The following is a 16344-nucleotide window of genomic DNA, read 5'->3' on the forward strand; positions in this document are numbered from 1 at the left end:
ATGTTGTGGCCAGGGACTCTGATCGGAGCCGGGGCGGGCTTTGCCATTGCCAGCATTCCGGGGGCCATGTTGGGCGCACTGCTGGGCCAGGCGCTGGACCGGCGCCTGGAACTGCAAAGCTGGGCCCAGTTACGCGAGCGCCTTGGCGGCCGGCCGGCGTTGCGCAATGACGAACTGCTGTTCGTGTTGCTCGGTCGCCTGGCCAAGAGCAACGGCCGGGTGGTGGACGGGCATATCCAGCAGGCGCGCCAGGAAATGCGCTCGCTGGACATGGCCGAGCCGGCCCAGCGCCGTGCGATTGCCGCGTTCAATCGTGGCAAGTCCGGCTCGGACCGGGTACGCAGTTATCTGGGCGTGCTCAAGGCCCAGCCCCATGCGGCGGAAGGTGTGCTGCGTGCCTGTTGGCGCATGGCCTGGGCGGACGGCAAGGCCAGTACGGCCGAGCGCGAGTTGATTGAACAATGGGGCAAATGGCTGGGTTGGACGGTCCAGCAGATCCAGGCGCTGGCGGCTGACTATGAGCCGGAGCGCAAGCCGTTGGCCAATCGTGGCGGGGCTTATCAGGAGGCGTTGCGGATTCTGGGGGTGACGTCGACGACGGAGCCCGCGGTGATCAAGCGTGCCTACCGGCGCCTGCTCAGCCGGCACCACCCGGACAAGATTGCCGGCAGTGGCGCCAGCCCCGCACAAGTGCGCGAGGCGACCGAGCGCACCCGCGAGCTGCACAACGCCTACGCGCTGATTCGCGAAAGGCGAGACTTTCGCTAACAGAATTATCAGGCGCTGCTTTTTTATGGCGTAAACCGGATCAACTGTGGGAGTGGCGGTGCGACGATTCGACTTGCTCGCGAATGCGGTGGATCAGTAACAGATGCAGTGACTGACTCACCGCATTCGCGAGCAAGCCCGCTCCCACATTTTGTTCTCCAGTGTTTTTGAGATTTACGATCAGTCTCCGGGATTTTGCGGGCTCAACCACCCGCGAATCCGCCGGTACAGCTGCTCTTGTCCGGCCTGGCTGTTATCGGGGAAGGCCTTCAACGACACCTGCTTGTAGCTGTCATTCTTCAAACGCTTGCTGGCCTGGGAACGTTCCTGGGCCGCTTTGCGTGCCTGGACGTTGTCCTGATAGAAAAAATCTGCCGTGGCCAGCTTCAGTTTCGGTGCCAGTTGTTGCAGGTCCGGGGCACGGCCCGCCGGGGTCTGCGCGGCCACCATGACAAATTTCTGCACCTGCGCCGGTTGTTTTTCACTCAGGTAACGCGCGGCCCACCAGGCGCCCGTGCCGTGGCCGAGCAATACGACGCTGCGGGCATTCTGGGTCTGGGCGAAGGCGAGGGCGGCGTCAATGCGCGCGAAGATTCGCGTGGCGTCGGTCTTGTCTTGTTCATCGGTGCCGGGAACCACGGCCGGGTCAGTGCCTTCCGCTTCGGCGCTGGCGGCTTGCTCCACGGGTTTGGCGACGGTGCTGGCGTCTTTGCTGCTGGTCTCCACGGTCGCCTTGGGCGATTCAATGACGCGGGGTGGCAAGGTGTCCAGGGTCAGGTCCGGCAGCGACAAGCTCAGGGTGCCCCAGGAGGCGTCCGGCAATTTCTTGCGCAACGGCGCGATTGCTTGAGGCCAGTCAGCACTTTCGCCGTTGCCCGGGACGATAATCACCACGCCTTCAGGCTCACCGCTGTTGGCCGGCTTCCACAAAGCCAGGAAAGAATCGCTGCCCGCCTGCAACTGTTGTTGTTCCTGCTGCGGGATTTGTCGTTCCAGGGCGTTGGCTTCTTCCTGGCTGCGCTCCGGCAAGGGTTGGCGCACCACTGGCTTTTCCGGGGCGGGAGCGGGAGTGTCGGCGGCCTCGACACAAAAGGCGCTGGTAAACAGCAGCGACAGGCACAATGCTGGCAGTGCCGAGCGGTGGGAAAGTGGCATCGTTGATTTCCGGCCAGAAGTGATTCCGGCAGCCTAATGGGTTGGTCAGTATTTGTCAGTGATATGAGACGTGGATCATGGGTTTTCGCTACCTGCTGGTTATCGGCTGTATATGCTTTCCCTTGATCGCGGGCGCCGTGCCTGCGCCTGCCACTCACCAGGCGCAGCTCGATGCCGGCCAGCGCGAATGGCTCGAACAGCATCCCGACCTGCGGGTCGGGCTGGTGTTACAGGCGCCTTATGCCCAATACGATCGGCGCTTGCAGCGGCTGTCCGGGGCCAATGTCGAATTGATGCAGTGGTTGGCCAAGGCGCTGAATATCGAACTGACCTGGCGCAACTTTCCCAATCAGGAGCAACTGGAGGCGGCGGTGCGTGACGGCGAGGTCGACCTTGCCCCCGGCCTGCTGCAAACCCCGGCCGGCCTGCGCCTGTGGTTGTTCTCCGATCCGTATATGCGGGTGCCCCAGCACATTGTCGGGGTTCGTGATGGCAGCACCGCAGTCGACCTGGAGAAACTCGACGACCAATCCCGCGTCGCCGTGCGCATGCCCAGCGCAGTGGCGGATTACCTGCGCAGCACCTACCCGAGCCTCAACCTGCAAGGCGTGCCCATGGAGCGCCAGGCCCTGCAATTACTGGTGAGCCAGCAGGCTCGGTATGCGGTGGTGGATGAGGCGCAATTGAGCCGGTTGTCGGGCGAAACCGAGTTCGCCGGCCTTGCCGTGGTCGGCGATATCGGCCTGCCGCAATTGCTGCGGGTGGCCACGCGGCGCGACTGGCCCGAGCTGGCCGATATCATGCAAAGCGCCTTGCGCGCGATTCCCGCTCGTGATCTGGACCAGTTGCACAGCCGCTGGCTGCAGCCCAAATACCCACGGGTGACCGAGTCCCCCGGCTTCTGGCAAAACCTCACGTTGCTGCTGGGCCTGCTATTGCTCGCCAGCCTGGCCGTGGTGTTCTGGCAGCGCCGTCAGCAACGCGGCCTGGAGCATAATCTGCTGGCCGCCCGCGAAGAAAGCGCCGCCCGCGCCGCGGGTGCCGAAGCCTTGCGCCTGACCCAGTTCTCCATCGACCAAAGCACCGTCGGTATCCTCTGGGTCAATTGGGACAGCCATGTGCGCTACGCCAATCAGGCGGCGGAAACCATGCTCGGCTACGCCCCCGGCGCCCTGATCGAACGCCCGCTGATCGAGTTCGACCCGACGCTGACCATGGACCGCTGGCTCAACCTGTGGAAGCGTGCCCGGGCCAGCGAAGACGGGCCACAGAGCTTTGCCACCAATTGCCTGCGCGCCGATGGCAGCGTATTGCCAGCCGATGTGTCCCTAAGTTTCCTGCGCTTTGCCGACGGCGAATACCTGGTGGTCTACCTCAACGATGTCACCGAGCGTCGCCGGGCCCTCGCGGCGTTGCAGGAAAGTGAGGCGCGGCTGCAAGGGATCGCCGCCAATGTGCCGGGGCTGGTGTTTCGCCTGGAGCGCTTGCCGCGCAGCGAGGCGATCGAGTTCGCCTACATCAGCCAGGGCAGCGAGGGCCTGGTGGGGTACGCGCCGGAAGTGCTCAGCCATCCGGCCATGGGCATTCGCAGCCTGGTGCATCCCGACGACCGCGCCAGTTATCACCGCACCCAGGACCAGGCCATCGAGACCGAGAGCAACTGGGCCTGGCAGGGCCGCATCCTGACTCGCCTGGGCGAGCAGCGCTGGGCCGATATCAAGGCCGTGACCCGGCGCCTGGAAGACGGCGCCGTGGTTTGGGACGGAATTGTCTGGGACATCAGCGAGAGCAAACGCATCGAGCTGGAGCTGGACGCGTCCCGCGCGCAATTGCGGGAATTGTCGGCCCACCTGGAAACCGTGCGCGAGGAAGAGAAGGCCCGCATCGCCCGGGAAGTGCACGACGAGTTGGGGCAGATGCTCACCGTGCTCAAGCTGGAGACCTCGATGTGCGAGCTGACCTACGCCCAACTGGATCCCGGCCTGCACGAGCGGCTGAACAGCATGAAGCGCCTGATCGCCCAACTGTTCCAACTGGTACGCGATGTGGCCACCGCCTTGCGTCCGCCGATTCTCGATGCCGGGATTGCCTCGGCGATCGAATGGCAAGCCCGGCGTTTCGAGGCCCGCACGCAGATTCCGTGCCTGGTGCAGGTGCCGGATAATCTGCCGGCGCTGAGCGACGCCAAGGCCATCGGCCTGTTCCGTATCCTGCAGGAGGCACTGACCAATGTGATGCGCCATGCCCAGGCGCATACTGTCGAGCTGACGCTGGTGGTGGAGGGCGCGCACTTGCGCCTGACCATCAGCGACGACGGTGCAGGTTTCGTCCAGGCTCCCGGGCGCCCGGTATCGTTTGGCCTGGTGGGCATGCGCGAGCGGGTGCTGATCATGGGCGGGCAGTTGAGCCTGGACAGCGCATTGGGCGAAGGGACCACCCTGAGTGTGACGGTGCCGCTGGATTGATAACCAAAAGAAGAGGACATCCACAGTGATCCGTGTACTGGTAGCTGAAGACCACACCATCGTTCGCGAAGGCATCAAGCAACTGATCGGCCTGGCCAAGGACCTGCTGGTGGTGGGCGAGGCGAGCAATGGCGAGCAGTTGCTGGAAACCCTGCGCCACGTGCCTTGCGAGGTGGTGTTGCTGGACATCTCGATGCCTGGCGTCAACGGCCTGGAAGCCATCCCGCGGATCCGTGCGCTGAACAATCCCCCGGCGATCCTGGTGCTGTCGATGCACGACGAAGCGCAAATGGCCGCCCGTGCGCTGAAGGTCGGTGCCGCCGGCTATGCCACCAAGGACAGCGACCCGGCGCTACTGCTGACCGCGATCCGCAAGGTCGCGGCGGGCGGGCGGTACATCGACCCGGACCTGGCCGACCGCATGGTCTTCGAAGTCGGCCTCACCGATTCCCGCCCATTGCACTCGTTGTTGTCGGAGCGCGAGTTCTCGGTATTCGAGCGCCTGGCCCAGGGCGCCAACGTCAACGACATCGCCCAGCAGTTGGCGTTGAGCAGCAAAACCATCAGTACCCACAAGGCGCGCCTGATGCAAAAGCTCAATATCACCTCCCTGGCGGAACTGGTGAAGTACGCCATGGAGCACAAACTCCTATAGCGGCATACCTGTTTGCGACTACCTGCCGAGCGCCGCGCTGCCCGGTCTTGCTGCTTGTAGCGTGGGGTTTGTAACTGCTCTGTTCTATCCCCGCCATCCGTGTAGGGCAATCCCTACCCCAAACCTTCCATCCTGCTGATGCCAATCTCTCCGGGCCCCCGATTTGCGCGGCCTTGCCCTGGGACTACGCTTGTTCCACGGCAGTCCAAAACAAAAAGGTGCGGGTATGAGCGAGGTGGATTCAAATGATGTGCTGGTCAGCTTTCGTGGCGTGCAGAAGAGCTACGACGGCGAGAACCTGATCGTCAAAGACCTCAACCTGGAGATTCGCAAGGGCGAGTTCCTGACCCTGCTCGGGCCGTCCGGGTCGGGCAAGACCACCAGCCTGATGATGCTCGCCGGTTTTGAAACCCCCACCGCCGGCGAGATCCAGCTGGCCGGCCGCTCCATCAACAACGTGCCGCCCCACAAGCGCGACATCGGCATGGTGTTCCAGAACTACGCGCTGTTCCCGCACATGACCGTCTCCGAGAACCTGGCGTTTCCGCTCTCTGTACGCGGCCTGAGCAAGACCGACATCAGCGAGCGGGTCAAGCGTGTACTGAGCATGGTCCAGCTCGATGCCTTCGCCCAGCGCTACCCGGCGCAACTCTCCGGTGGCCAGCAGCAGCGGGTGGCCCTGGCCCGGGCGCTGGTGTTCGAGCCACAGCTGGTGCTGATGGACGAACCCCTCGGCGCCCTCGACAAGCAACTGCGCGAACACATGCAGATGGAGATCAAGCACCTGCACCAGCGCCTCGGCGTGACGGTGGTGTACGTGACCCACGACCAGGGCGAAGCACTGACCATGTCCGACCGGGTGGCGGTGTTCCATCAGGGCGAGATCCAGCAGATCGCTGCCCCGCGCACCTTGTACGAAGAACCGAAAAACACCTTCGTCGCCAACTTCATCGGCGAGAACAACCGCCTCAATGGCCGCCTGCACAGCCACACCGGCGACCGCTGCGTGGTCGAACTGGCGCGCGGCGAAAAGGTCGAGGCGCTGGCGGTGAACGTCGGCCAGGTCGGCGGCCCGGTGACCCTGTCGGTGCGCCCCGAGCGCGTCAGCCTGAATGGCTCCAGCGAAAGCTGCGTCAACCGTTTCTCCGGGCGCGTGGCCGAGTTCATCTACCTGGGCGACCACGTGCGGGTGCGCCTGGAAGTCTGCGGCAAGACCGATTTTTTTGTGAAACAACCGATCGCCGAGCTGGACACAGCCCTGGCGGTCGGCGACGTGGTACCGATTGGCTGGCAAGTCGAGCACGTTCGCGCACTCGACCCACTTCTAGAGGCGAATTGATCGCCCCCTTGCTTCACCAACCTCGCACGTGGAGAGAACAACAATGTTGAGATCCCTGAAATATTCCGCCCTGGCTCTGAGCTTGATGGGCGCGACACAGGCCATGGCAGGCCCTGATTTGACGGTGGTGTCCTTTGGTGGCGCGAACAAGGCGGCGCAGGTCAAGGCCTTCTATGCACCGTGGGAAAGCGCGGGCAACGGCAAGATCGTCGCCGGTGAATACAACGGTGAAATGGCCAAGGTCAAGGCCATGGTCGACACCAAGAGCGTGTCCTGGGACCTGGTGGAAGTGGAGTCGCCGGAACTGTCCCGTGGCTGTGACGAAGACATGTTCGAGCCCCTGGACCCGAAACTGTTCGGCAACCCGGGCGACTACGTGAAGGGCGCGATCCAGCCGTGCGGCGTGGGTTTCTTCGTGTGGTCCACGGTGCTGGCCTACAACGCCGACAAACTGAAAGCACCGCCAGGCGGCTGGGCCGATTTCTGGGACACCAAGAAATTCCCGGGCAAACGCGGCCTGCGCAAGGGCGCCAAGTACACCCTGGAATTCGCCTTGATGGCTGACGGTGTGGCGCCGAAGGATGTGTACAAGGTGCTGGCCGGCAAAGATGGCCAGGACCGTGCGTTCAAGAAGCTCGATGAGCTCAAGCCGTATATCCAGTGGTGGGAAGCGGGCGCCCAACCGCCGCAGTACCTCGCTTCTGGCGACGTGGTGATGAGTTCTGCCTACAACGGCCGGATCGCTGCCGTGCAGAAAGAAAGCAATTTGAAAGTGGTGTGGAACGGCGGGATCTACGATTTCGACGCCTGGGCCATTCCAAAAGGCCTGGCCAAGGACCGTGCTGACGCGGCGAAGAAGTTCATCGCCTTCTCGGTGCAGCCGCAGCAGCAGAAGACCTATTCGGAAAACATCGCCTACGGCCCGGCCAATACCCAGGCGGTACCGTTGCTGGCGAAGGACATCCTGAAGGATATGCCGACTACCCCGGAAAACATCGCCAACCAGGTGCAGATCGACGTGAGCTTCTGGGCGGATAACGGTGAGCAACTGGAGCAGCGCTTCAATTCCTGGGCTGCCAAGTAACCACCGCACCCAGGGTGGATGGGCTTTTTGTGGCGAGGGGGCTTGTCCCCCGTTGGGCTGCGAAGCGGCCCCAAAACCAGCCACCGCGGTCAGTCTAATAAACCACAGTGGCTTTACTGGGGCTGCTGCGCAGCCCAACGGGGGACAAGCCCCCTCGCCACAGGTGTGGGCCTTCACAGGTCTGCATTCTTTTTTACGATCCGGAGTTCGCCATGGCCCTCGCCATTCCCAGCCCCACCCTGAAACAGCGCCTGGCGCGTGCCGAGCGGCTCAACCGCTGGAAGGCCCAGGCCCTGATCGCGCCATTGGTGGTGTTTTTGCTGCTGGTGTTCCTGGTACCGATTGTGGCGCTGCTCTACAAAAGCGTCGGCAACCCGGAAGTGGTGGGCGGCCTGCCGCGCACGGTGGTGGCGGTGACGGCCTGGGACGGTCGTGGCCTGCCCGGCGAGCCGGTGTACCAGGCCATCAGCGAGGACCTGGGCGAAGCCCGGAAAAACTCGACCCTGGGCGACCTCTCCAAACGCTTGAACATGGAACTGGCGGGCTATCGCAGCCTGCTGACGAAAACCGCGCGGGCGCTGCCGTTCACCGAAGCGCCTGCCTCCTATAAAGAAGCGTTGGAAAACCTCGACGAACGCTGGGGCGACCCGGCGTACTGGCAGGCGATCCGGCGCAACACCAGCAGCCTCACGCCATACTACTTGCTGGCCGCCGTCGATCACCGCATCGACGACCTCGGCGAAATCGCCCCGGCCACCCCGGACCAGGCGATCTACCTCGATATCTTCGCCCGTACGTTCTGGATGGGCCTGGTCATCACCGTGTGCTGCCTGCTGCTGGCCTATCCGTTGGCTTACCTGCTGGCCAACTTGCCGGCGCGGCAAAGCAATTTGCTGATGATCCTGGTGCTGCTGCCGTTCTGGACCTCGGTGCTGGTGCGCGTGGCGGCCTGGATCGTGTTGCTGCAGTCCGGCGGCTTGATCAACAGCGCGCTGATGGGCATGGGGCTGATCGATAAACCCGTCGAGTTGGTGTTCAACCGGCTGGGGGTCTACATCTCCATGGTGCACATTCTGCTGCCCTTCATGATTTTGCCGATCTACAGCGTGATGAAAGGCATCTCGCCCACCTACATGCGGGCGGCAATCTCCCTGGGCTGCCACCCATTCGCCAGCTTCTGGCGCGTGTACTTCCCGCAGACCTACGCAGGCGTTGGTGCCGGCTGCTTGTTGGTGTTCATTTTGGCGATTGGCTACTACATCACCCCGGCCTTGCTGGGCAGCCCGAACGACCAGATGGTCAGCTACTTCGTGGCCTTCTACACCAACACCAGCATCAACTGGGGCATGGCCACGGCCTTGGGCGGCTTGCTGCTGCTGGCCACCGTGGTTCTGTATTTGATCTACAACTGGCTGGTGGGCGCCAGCCGCCTGCGCCTGAGCTAAGGAGACCGTTGCGATGCTGAGCCCTTATATGTCGCCCGTGGAACGGGTCTGGTTCTACAGCTTGCGGATCCTCTGCGGCCTGATCCTGTTGTTCCTGATCTTGCCGGTGCTGGTGATCATCCCGCTGTCGTTCAACAGTGGAAGTTTCCTGGTCTACCCGCTGCAAGGTTTCTCGCTGCACTGGTACCAGGATTTCTTCGGTTCGGCGGAATGGATGCGCGCCCTGAAGAACAGCATCATCGTGGCTCCGGCGGCTACAGTGCTGGCGATGGTGTTCGGCACGCTGGCGGCGATTGGCCTGACCCGGGGGCACTTTCCCGGCAAGGCGCTGGTGATGGCCCTGGTGATTTCGCCGATGGTAGTGCCCGTGGTGATTATCGGTGTGGCCAGTTACCTGTTCTTCGCGCCGCTGGGCCTGGGCAACAGCTTCTTCTCGCTGATCGTGGTGCACGCGGTGCTGGGCGTGCCGTTTGTGATCATCACCGTGTCGGCGACCTTGCAGGGGTTCAACCATAACCTGGTGCGGGCGGCGGCCAGCCTGGGCGCGTCACCGCTGACGGCGTTTCGTCGGGTGACCTTGCCATTGATTGCCCCGGGGGTGATCTCCGGGGCGCTGTTCGCCTTTGCCACCTCGTTCGATGAAGTGGTGGTGACGCTGTTCCTCGCCGGGCCCGAGCAGGCAACCTTGCCACGGCAGATGTTCAGCGGCATCCGTGAAAACCTCAGCCCTACCATTGCCGCCGCGGCCACCTTGTTGATTGCGTTCTCGGTGGTGTTGTTGCTGACCCTGGAATGGCTGCGCGGGCGCAGCGAGAAACTGCGTACGGCCCAGGTCTAAAGCCAAACAGAGATCAAAATGTGGGAGCGGGCTTGCTCGCGAAGGCGGTGTGTCAGTCAACAGAGATATCGACTGGCCTACCGCCTTCGCGAGCAAGCCCGCTCCCACATTGGGTTTGTGTCTATTCAGTAGCTGAATGCAAGACAACCAGCCCAAGTCAGCTAGTCTTGTGCCAGCCCATAACTGATAAGAGGCCGCGCACATGAGTACTTCCTCATTCAAGATCGCCCACAAACTGCTCACCGGCCCAGGCGCCATCGAGCAACTGGCCGCCGAGCTGACGCGGCTGGATGTCGACAACCCGCTGATTGTCACCGATGCGGCACTGGTCAAGTCCGGCACCGTGGCGCTGGCGCTGGAACACCTGGGCGAACGGACCTACGAGATTTTCGACCGCGTGCTGCCCGACCCGGAAATCGCCATCGTCGAGGACTGCATGCGCGTCTACCGCGAAGGCGGGCATGACGGCCTGATCGGCGTCGGCGGCGGCAGTGCCATCGACATCGCCAAGAGCGTGGCGGCCTACGCCGGTTACCATGGCGCCCTGGCCGACCTGTTCGGCGTGGACCAGGTGCCGCGCAAAGGCCCGCCGCTGATCGCGATTCCCACCACCGCCGGCACCGGTTCGGAGGTGACCAACGTGGCGATTCTGTCGGACAAGGTCGCGCAACTGAAAAAAGGCATCGTCAGTGATTACCTGCTGCCGGACGTGGCCCTGATCAGCCCGCAGATGACCCTGACTTGCCCCCGCAGCGTCACCGCCGCCAGTGGGGTGGACGCATTGGTGCACGCCATCGAATCCTACCTGTCGCTGAATGCCTCGCCGATCACCGATGCACTGGCCATCGGGGCGATCAAACTGATTGCCAAGGCGTTGCCCAAGGCCTACGCCAACCCCGCCAACCTTGAGGCCCGGGACGACATGGCCACCGCCAGCCTGATGGCCGGGATGGCGTTCGGGAATGCCGGCGTGGGCGCGGTGCATGCGTTGGCCTACCCGTTGGGCGGGCGTTTCAACATCGCCCACGGCGTAAGCAATGCCTTGCTGCTGCCCTACGTGATGCACTGGAACAAGCTGGCGTGTGTGGAGCGCATGCAGGAGATTGCCGAGGCCATGGGCGTGAATATCACGGGTTTGAGTGCGGTGGATGCCGCCGACCAGGCCGTCGATGCGATGACGCGACTGTGTGCCGCAGTCGAGATTCCGTCCGGCCTGCGCAGCTTCGGTGTGCCCGAAGACGCGATCCCGGCCATGGCCATAGAGGCTGCGGGGATCGAGCGGCTGATGCGCAACAATCCGCGCAAGCTCAGCGCCGCTGATATCGAGAAAATCTACCGGGCTGCGTTCTAACCATTGAGCGAGGTCACGGTGCGCGCGGCAAAGCATGAGGTATACAATGCGCGCCATCGTGATTTAGCTCAAAAAGGTGCGTCATGCAGCCCTTCGTCATTGCTCCATCGATTCTCTCCGCCGACTTCGCCCGCCTGGGCGAGGAAGTGGACAAGGTGTTGGCCGCCGGTGCCGACTTCGTTCACTTCGATGTCATGGACAACCACTATGTGCCGAACCTGACCATTGGTCCGATGGTCTGCGCCGCCCTGCGTAAATACGGCGTGACCGCGCCTATCGATGCGCACTTGATGGTCAGCCCGGTGGACCGCATCGTCGGTGACTTCATCGAAGCCGGCGCGACCTACATCACCTTCCACCCGGAAGCCACGTTGCACGTGGACCGCACCCTGCAACTGATCCGCGAGGGCGGTTGCAAGGCGGGCCTGGTGTTCAACCCGGCCACTCCGCTGAGCGTGCTTGAGTACGTGATGGACAAAGTCGACATGGTGCTGCTGATGAGCGTCAACCCGGGCTTCGGCGGGCAGAAGTTCATCCCCGGCACCCTCAACAAACTGCGTGAAGCGCGGGCGCTGATCGATGCGTCGGGCCGTGATATCCGCCTGGAGATCGACGGTGGCGTCAACGTCAACAACATCCGCGAAATCGCCGCGGCCGGTGCCGACACCTTTGTGGCCGGTTCGGCAATCTTCAATGCCCCGGACTATCAGGAAGTGATCGCCAAGATGCGTGCAGAACTGGCGCTGGCGCGTCCATGAGTGGCTTTGAGCAACTGTTCCCCGGCAAACTGCCACGGCTGGTGATGTTCGATCTGGACGGTACGTTGATCGATTCAGTGCCGGACCTGGCCGCGGCGGTGGACCAGATGCTGCTCAAGCTGGGGCGCAAGCCGGCGGGTATCGAGTCGGTGCGCGAGTGGGTCGGCAATGGCGCGCAGATGCTGGTGCGTCGGGCCTTGGCCAACAACATCGAGGCCGAGGGTGTCGATGATGTGGAAGCCGAGCATGCGCTTGAGCTGTTCAACGTGGCCTACGAAAACGGCCACGAACTGACCGTGGTTTATCCCGGCGTGCGCGACACCCTGAAATGGCTGCACAAGCAGGGCGTGGAAATGGCCCTGATCACCAACAAGCCGGAGCGTTTCGTCGCACCGCTGTTGGACCAGATGAAGATCGGCCGGTATTTCCGCTGGATCATCGGTGGCGATACCTTGCCGCAGAAGAAGCCCGACCCGGCCGCGCTGTTCTTCGTGATGAAAATGGCCAATATCCCGGCGTCCCAATCGCTGTTTGTCGGCGATTCGCGCAGTGATGTGCTGGCGGCGAAAGCGGCGGGGGTCAAGTGCGTGGCCTTGAGTTACGGCTACAACCATGGCCGGCCGATTGCCGAAGAATCCCCGGCGCTGGTGATTGATGACCTGCGCCTGTTAATCCCCGGTTGCTTGGGAACGGGCGCTGAGATAACGTTGCCCGACGCTGTTCCATCCCCTTCTGGAAATCCCATCGTGGTGGTCACTCGCAAACTCTGGATGAAAGTCATCAAGGCCCTGGCCCGCTGGCGTTGGCGCGCCTGACTGATCCTCGCCGCGCTGCGGCACGTTTGCACACCTGACCGTTAGACCCTCAAGCCACGAGGCACCTCATGATCCGCGAAGAATTCCTGCGTTTGGCCGCTGCCGGCTACAACCGTATCCCCATGGCCTGCGAAACCCTGGCCGACTTCGACACGCCATTGTCGATCTACCTGAAACTGGCCGACGAGCCCAACTCCTATCTGCTGGAGTCGGTGCAGGGCGGCGAGAAGTGGGGCCGTTATTCGATCATCGGCCTGCCGTGCCGCACGGTGCTGCGGGTACATGATCACCATGTGAGCATCACCCTGGACGGCGTCGAGATCGAAAGCCACGATGTGGAAGACCCGCTGGCCTTCGTCGAGGAATTCAAGGCGCGCTACAACGTGCCGACCATCGCCGGCCTGCCGCGCTTCAACGGCGGCCTGGTGGGTTACTTCGGCTACGACTGCGTGCGCTACGTGGAAAAACGCCTGGGCAAATCCCCGAACCCCGATCCGTTGGGTGTGCCGGACATTCTGCTGATGGTTTCCGACGCGGTGGTGGTGTTCGACAACCTCGCGGGCAAGATGCACGCTATCGTGTTGGCGGATCCTTCCCAGGCCGATGCGTTCGAGCAAGGCCAGGCGAGCCTGGAAGCGCTGCTGGAAAAACTGCGCCAGCCGATCACCCCGCGTCGCGGCCTGGACCTCAGCCGTCCACCGGCGGCTGACCCGGTATTCCGCTCCAGCTTTACCCAGGATGACTACGAGCGTGCGGTCGATACCATCAAGGAATATATCCTTGCCGGTGACTGCATGCAGGTGGTGCCGTCGCAACGCATGTCCATCGACTTCAAGGCCGCGCCGATTGATTTGTACCGGGCGCTGCGCTGTTTCAACCCGACGCCGTACATGTACTTCTTCAACTTTGGCGACTTCCACGTCGTGGGCAGTTCGCCGGAAGTGCTGGTGCGGGTCGAAGACAACCTGATCACCGTACGCCCGATTGCCGGCACGCGCCCTCGCGGTGCGACCGAAGAGGCGGACCTGGCGCTGGAACAGGACCTGTTGAGCGACGACAAGGAAATCGCCGAGCACTTGATGCTGATCGACCTGGGCCGCAACGACACCGGGCGTGTCTCGGAAATCGGTTCGGTGAAACTCACCGAGAAGATGGTGATCGAGCGTTACTCCAACGTGATGCACATCGTGTCCAACGTCACCGGCGAGTTGAAGGCCGGGTTGACGGCGATGGATGCACTGCGGGCGATCCTGCCGGCGGGCACCTTGTCGGGCGCACCGAAGATTCGCGCGATGGAAATCATCGACGAACTGGAGCCAGTCAAGCGTGGTGTGTATGGCGGCGCGGTGGGGTATTTCGCCTGGAACGGCAATATGGACACTGCGATCGCGATCCGTACGGCGGTGATCAAGGACGGCGAACTGCACGTGCAGGCGGGCGGCGGGATCGTGGCCGACTCGGTACCGGCCCTGGAATGGGAAGAGACGCTGAACAAGCGCCGGGCGATGTTCCGCGCGGTGGCGTTGGCCGAGCAGACCCCGCGGGACTGAAGTCAGACGTAGATCAAAAATGTGGGAGCGGGCTTGCTCGCGAAGGCGGTGTATCAGTCGATATATAAGGTGACTGTCGCACCGCTTTCGCGAGCAAGCCCGCTCCCACATTTGGTATTTGTCAGTTTCAAGTCCGAGTCAGAAATCCAGACTCACCCCGACACTCAGCCCTTGCTGGGTAAAGTTGTCATCCTTTCTCACGTTATAGGCCGCGTTCAACGCCAGGTCCTTGGTCACCTTGTGGGTAATCCCCAGGTTCAAGCGATCCGAATTGCTGCGTGGCGTGTAGCCGTCCAGTTTGAAATCAATCCCCGGCACGCTGTTGAGGGACATGCCCACTCGCTGCGTATCGTTTTCAAACTCGTGCTCGTGGGCCACTTCGCCAAACACCAGGGTTTGCGGGGTGAAGCGGTAGTTGGCTTGTAATCCGATTCCCAGGCGCTTGGAGTCGCGCTGTTGGTCATCAAAGGTCAGCGCGGTGGAACGGGCATCTTTCTCCGAATAACCATTCACCTCGACCCGCGAATAGTCAGCGCTGATAAAGGGTGAGAAGTGCCATTCGCTGTTCGGCTCGGCGATGTCATACCCAACCCGTGCGCTCAATGCCCATAGCCAGCCGTCGGTGTCGCCTTTCTCGGTGCCTTCGCTGATGCCCAGGGCGAACTTGCGCTTGAGGTTGTCAAAGTCCAGTTTGCCGCCGGTCAATGCGGCGTCGGCCCACCAGTGGTCCTCTTGATACTGGGCGAACGCGGTGCCCAGGTAGCTGTTGAGCTTGTAGTCCGAATCGCTGGCGCCGGCCTCAAGACTCTGGCGATAGAAGCCTGCTGCCACACCCACGCGCCACTCGTCATTGAGCCTGTAGCTGCCACCGATGTTCAGGTTATAGCCGCTGCCGTCACCGCTGGCCGAGCTGTTCTGATCATCGAAGTCCAGGTGCTGGCCGCCAGCGTCGACGATCGCCCGCCATTGGCCCACGGCCTGCCAGCTACGGGAGTCGGCTTGCCATTGGTTGCGCAATGAATCCTGATGGGCGCGCAAGGTGCCTTGGGCCATTTCCGGAAGCAGGGTGATTTCCCAGGGGGCTGCCAGCAGCGAATACGCGTAGTCGGCGATCAGTGCCTGGCCGGCCTCGGTCGGGTGCACGGTGTCGTTGTAAATCAGCTTGGTCGGGTCCGGATTGGTGCCGCCGACGCCATACACCGGATTCCTGCAGGTGGTGCCACTGAAGCACGTCTGGTTGAGGTTCTGGTCGGTGGCAAAACCAAAACGCCCGGGATCGGCAAACGTTTCCTTGAGCAGCAACGGAATGTTCAGCGGGATGATCTGCGCATCGATTTGCGACAGGCGCTGTACCAGGGTCTGGTTGAACGCGCCGGCCAGGGTGCTGACGGCCCCTTGGAGAGGGGTGCCATTGACGGCAGGTGTCAGGCCCAGGTCCGGCAGCATCCATACCATTACATAACGGGCGCCAGCCTGTTGCAGCGCCTGGGCGCTGTCGGCCAGGCGCCCGGCTGCGGCCGAGGCCTGGTCGGGGCTGAGGACCAGGCCGTCGAGGAAGTCATTGCCGCCGCCGGAGAGAAAGTACAACGCGTTGGGGTCGGCTCGGCCCCCCGTTGATGCCAGGTATCCGGGACGTGTACGCAATACCTGCCCGGTGTCGCTGTCGGTGACGGTGGAGTTACCGGTGATGGCATCGTAGATCTGTTGGGTGGTGTAGCCGCCGACGGCCCAGTTATTGCCGTCTGGCTGGCCCAGCGCGGCGCGCTCCGGCGAGGTCGAGGCATTCAGGTCGCCCGGGGCAACCCCCAGCTTGCCGCCCAATAACGTCGAGGAGATCAGCGATGTGCTTTCGCCGCTGCCGTCGAAGTATTGCGGGCCGGTGCGGTTGGTGAAGCGATAGGTTGAGCCCGGTGCGCCAGGGTCGGCAAATGTACCGGCGTCGGCCAGGCTGTCACCGAAAACGACCATCGTCGAATAAGGCGAGGGCGCGGCGAAGGCTTGCGAGCATGCCAGCGCCAAGAGGCAGCCGACGATGGGGGTGAAATAGGGCATCTTGGTCATGAGTCCGTCCATGATTTTGTTTTTTTGTCAGCACTGTGACTGTAGCGCCCTTGGAAGGGT

General features: G+C 62.7%; 13 protein-coding genes. 11 read left to right on the forward strand and 2 right to left on the reverse strand.

The genetic code is table 11. The annotated features are described in order from the left end of the window. On the forward strand, nt 1–768 hold the full coding sequence (locus tag HYE77_RS04680) for a TerB family tellurite resistance protein (RefSeq protein ID WP_003210983.1): 768 nt from the start codon (nt 1–3) through the stop codon (nt 766–768). A 180-nt stretch (nt 769–948) separates the two neighbouring features. Here the strand turns inward: HYE77_RS04680 and HYE77_RS04685 are convergent, their stop codons facing one another. After that, nucleotides 949–1923 (reverse strand): alpha/beta hydrolase family protein, encoded by a 975-nt coding sequence (locus tag HYE77_RS04685; RefSeq protein ID WP_102604413.1) that lies wholly within the window; start codon nt 1921–1923, stop codon nt 949–951. 77 nt (nt 1924–2000) lie between these two features. Here HYE77_RS04685 and HYE77_RS04690 point away from each other — a divergent pair, with 77 nt between their 5' ends. The 10 genes from HYE77_RS04690 to trpE all read left to right on the forward strand — a co-directional run bounded on the left by HYE77_RS04690 (nt 2001) and on the right by trpE (nt 14223). Beyond that, nucleotides 2001–4388 (forward strand): PAS domain S-box protein, encoded by a 2388-nt coding sequence (locus HYE77_RS04690; protein WP_003210979.1) that lies wholly within the window; start codon nt 2001–2003, stop codon nt 4386–4388. Between the two features lie 25 nt (nt 4389–4413). Further along, complete coding sequence (locus tag HYE77_RS04695; RefSeq protein ID WP_003210977.1) at nt 4414–5043, forward strand: response regulator transcription factor; 630 nt, start codon at nt 4414–4416, stop codon at nt 5041–5043. A 226-nt stretch (nt 5044–5269) separates the two neighbouring features. Beyond that, complete coding sequence (locus HYE77_RS04700) at nt 5270–6382, forward strand: ABC transporter ATP-binding protein (protein ID WP_003210974.1); 1113 nt, start codon at nt 5270–5272, stop codon at nt 6380–6382. A 43-nt stretch (nt 6383–6425) separates the two neighbouring features. Beyond that, nucleotides 6426–7466 (forward strand): ABC transporter substrate-binding protein, encoded by a 1041-nt coding sequence (locus HYE77_RS04705; RefSeq protein WP_003210973.1) that lies wholly within the window; start codon nt 6426–6428, stop codon nt 7464–7466. Nucleotides 7467–7678: 212 nt separating this feature from the next. Then, nucleotides 7679–8911, forward strand: coding sequence for an ABC transporter permease (locus HYE77_RS04710; RefSeq protein ID WP_003210972.1), 1233 nt, complete (start codon nt 7679–7681; stop codon nt 8909–8911). A gap of 13 nt (nt 8912–8924) precedes the next feature. Next, a complete protein-coding gene (locus tag HYE77_RS04715) occupies nt 8925–9749 on the forward strand; it encodes an ABC transporter permease (RefSeq protein ID WP_003210970.1) in 825 nt (274 codons plus the stop codon). Between the two features lie 202 nt (nt 9750–9951). Further along, nucleotides 9952–11100, forward strand: a complete 1149-nt coding sequence (locus tag HYE77_RS04720) for an iron-containing alcohol dehydrogenase (protein WP_177068482.1) — start codon at nt 9952–9954, stop codon at nt 11098–11100. Between the two features lie 83 nt (nt 11101–11183). Then, on the forward strand, nt 11184–11858 hold the full coding sequence (gene rpe, locus HYE77_RS04725) for a ribulose-phosphate 3-epimerase (protein ID WP_003210966.1): 675 nt from the start codon (nt 11184–11186) through the stop codon (nt 11856–11858). Beyond that, nucleotides 11855–12673, forward strand: a complete 819-nt coding sequence (locus tag HYE77_RS04730) for a phosphoglycolate phosphatase (protein ID WP_003210964.1) — start codon at nt 11855–11857, stop codon at nt 12671–12673. The genes rpe and HYE77_RS04730 overlap by 4 nt, the downstream gene beginning before the upstream one ends. Before the next feature lie 68 nt (nt 12674–12741). After that, complete coding sequence (trpE, locus tag HYE77_RS04735) at nt 12742–14223, forward strand: anthranilate synthase component I (RefSeq protein WP_177068483.1); 1482 nt, start codon at nt 12742–12744, stop codon at nt 14221–14223. A 138-nt stretch (nt 14224–14361) separates the two neighbouring features. On the opposite strand, the gene estP is transcribed toward trpE, so the two are convergent. Continuing rightward, on the reverse strand, nt 14362–16284 hold the full coding sequence (gene estP / locus HYE77_RS04740; protein ID WP_003210959.1) for an esterase EstP: 1923 nt from the start codon (nt 16282–16284) through the stop codon (nt 14362–14364). Nucleotides 16285–16344 lie beyond the last annotated feature (60 nt).

The sequence above is a fragment of the Pseudomonas sp. IPO3774 genome (genome assembly GCF_013386835.1).
Lineage (GTDB): Bacteria > Pseudomonadota > Gammaproteobacteria > Pseudomonadales > Pseudomonadaceae > Aquipseudomonas.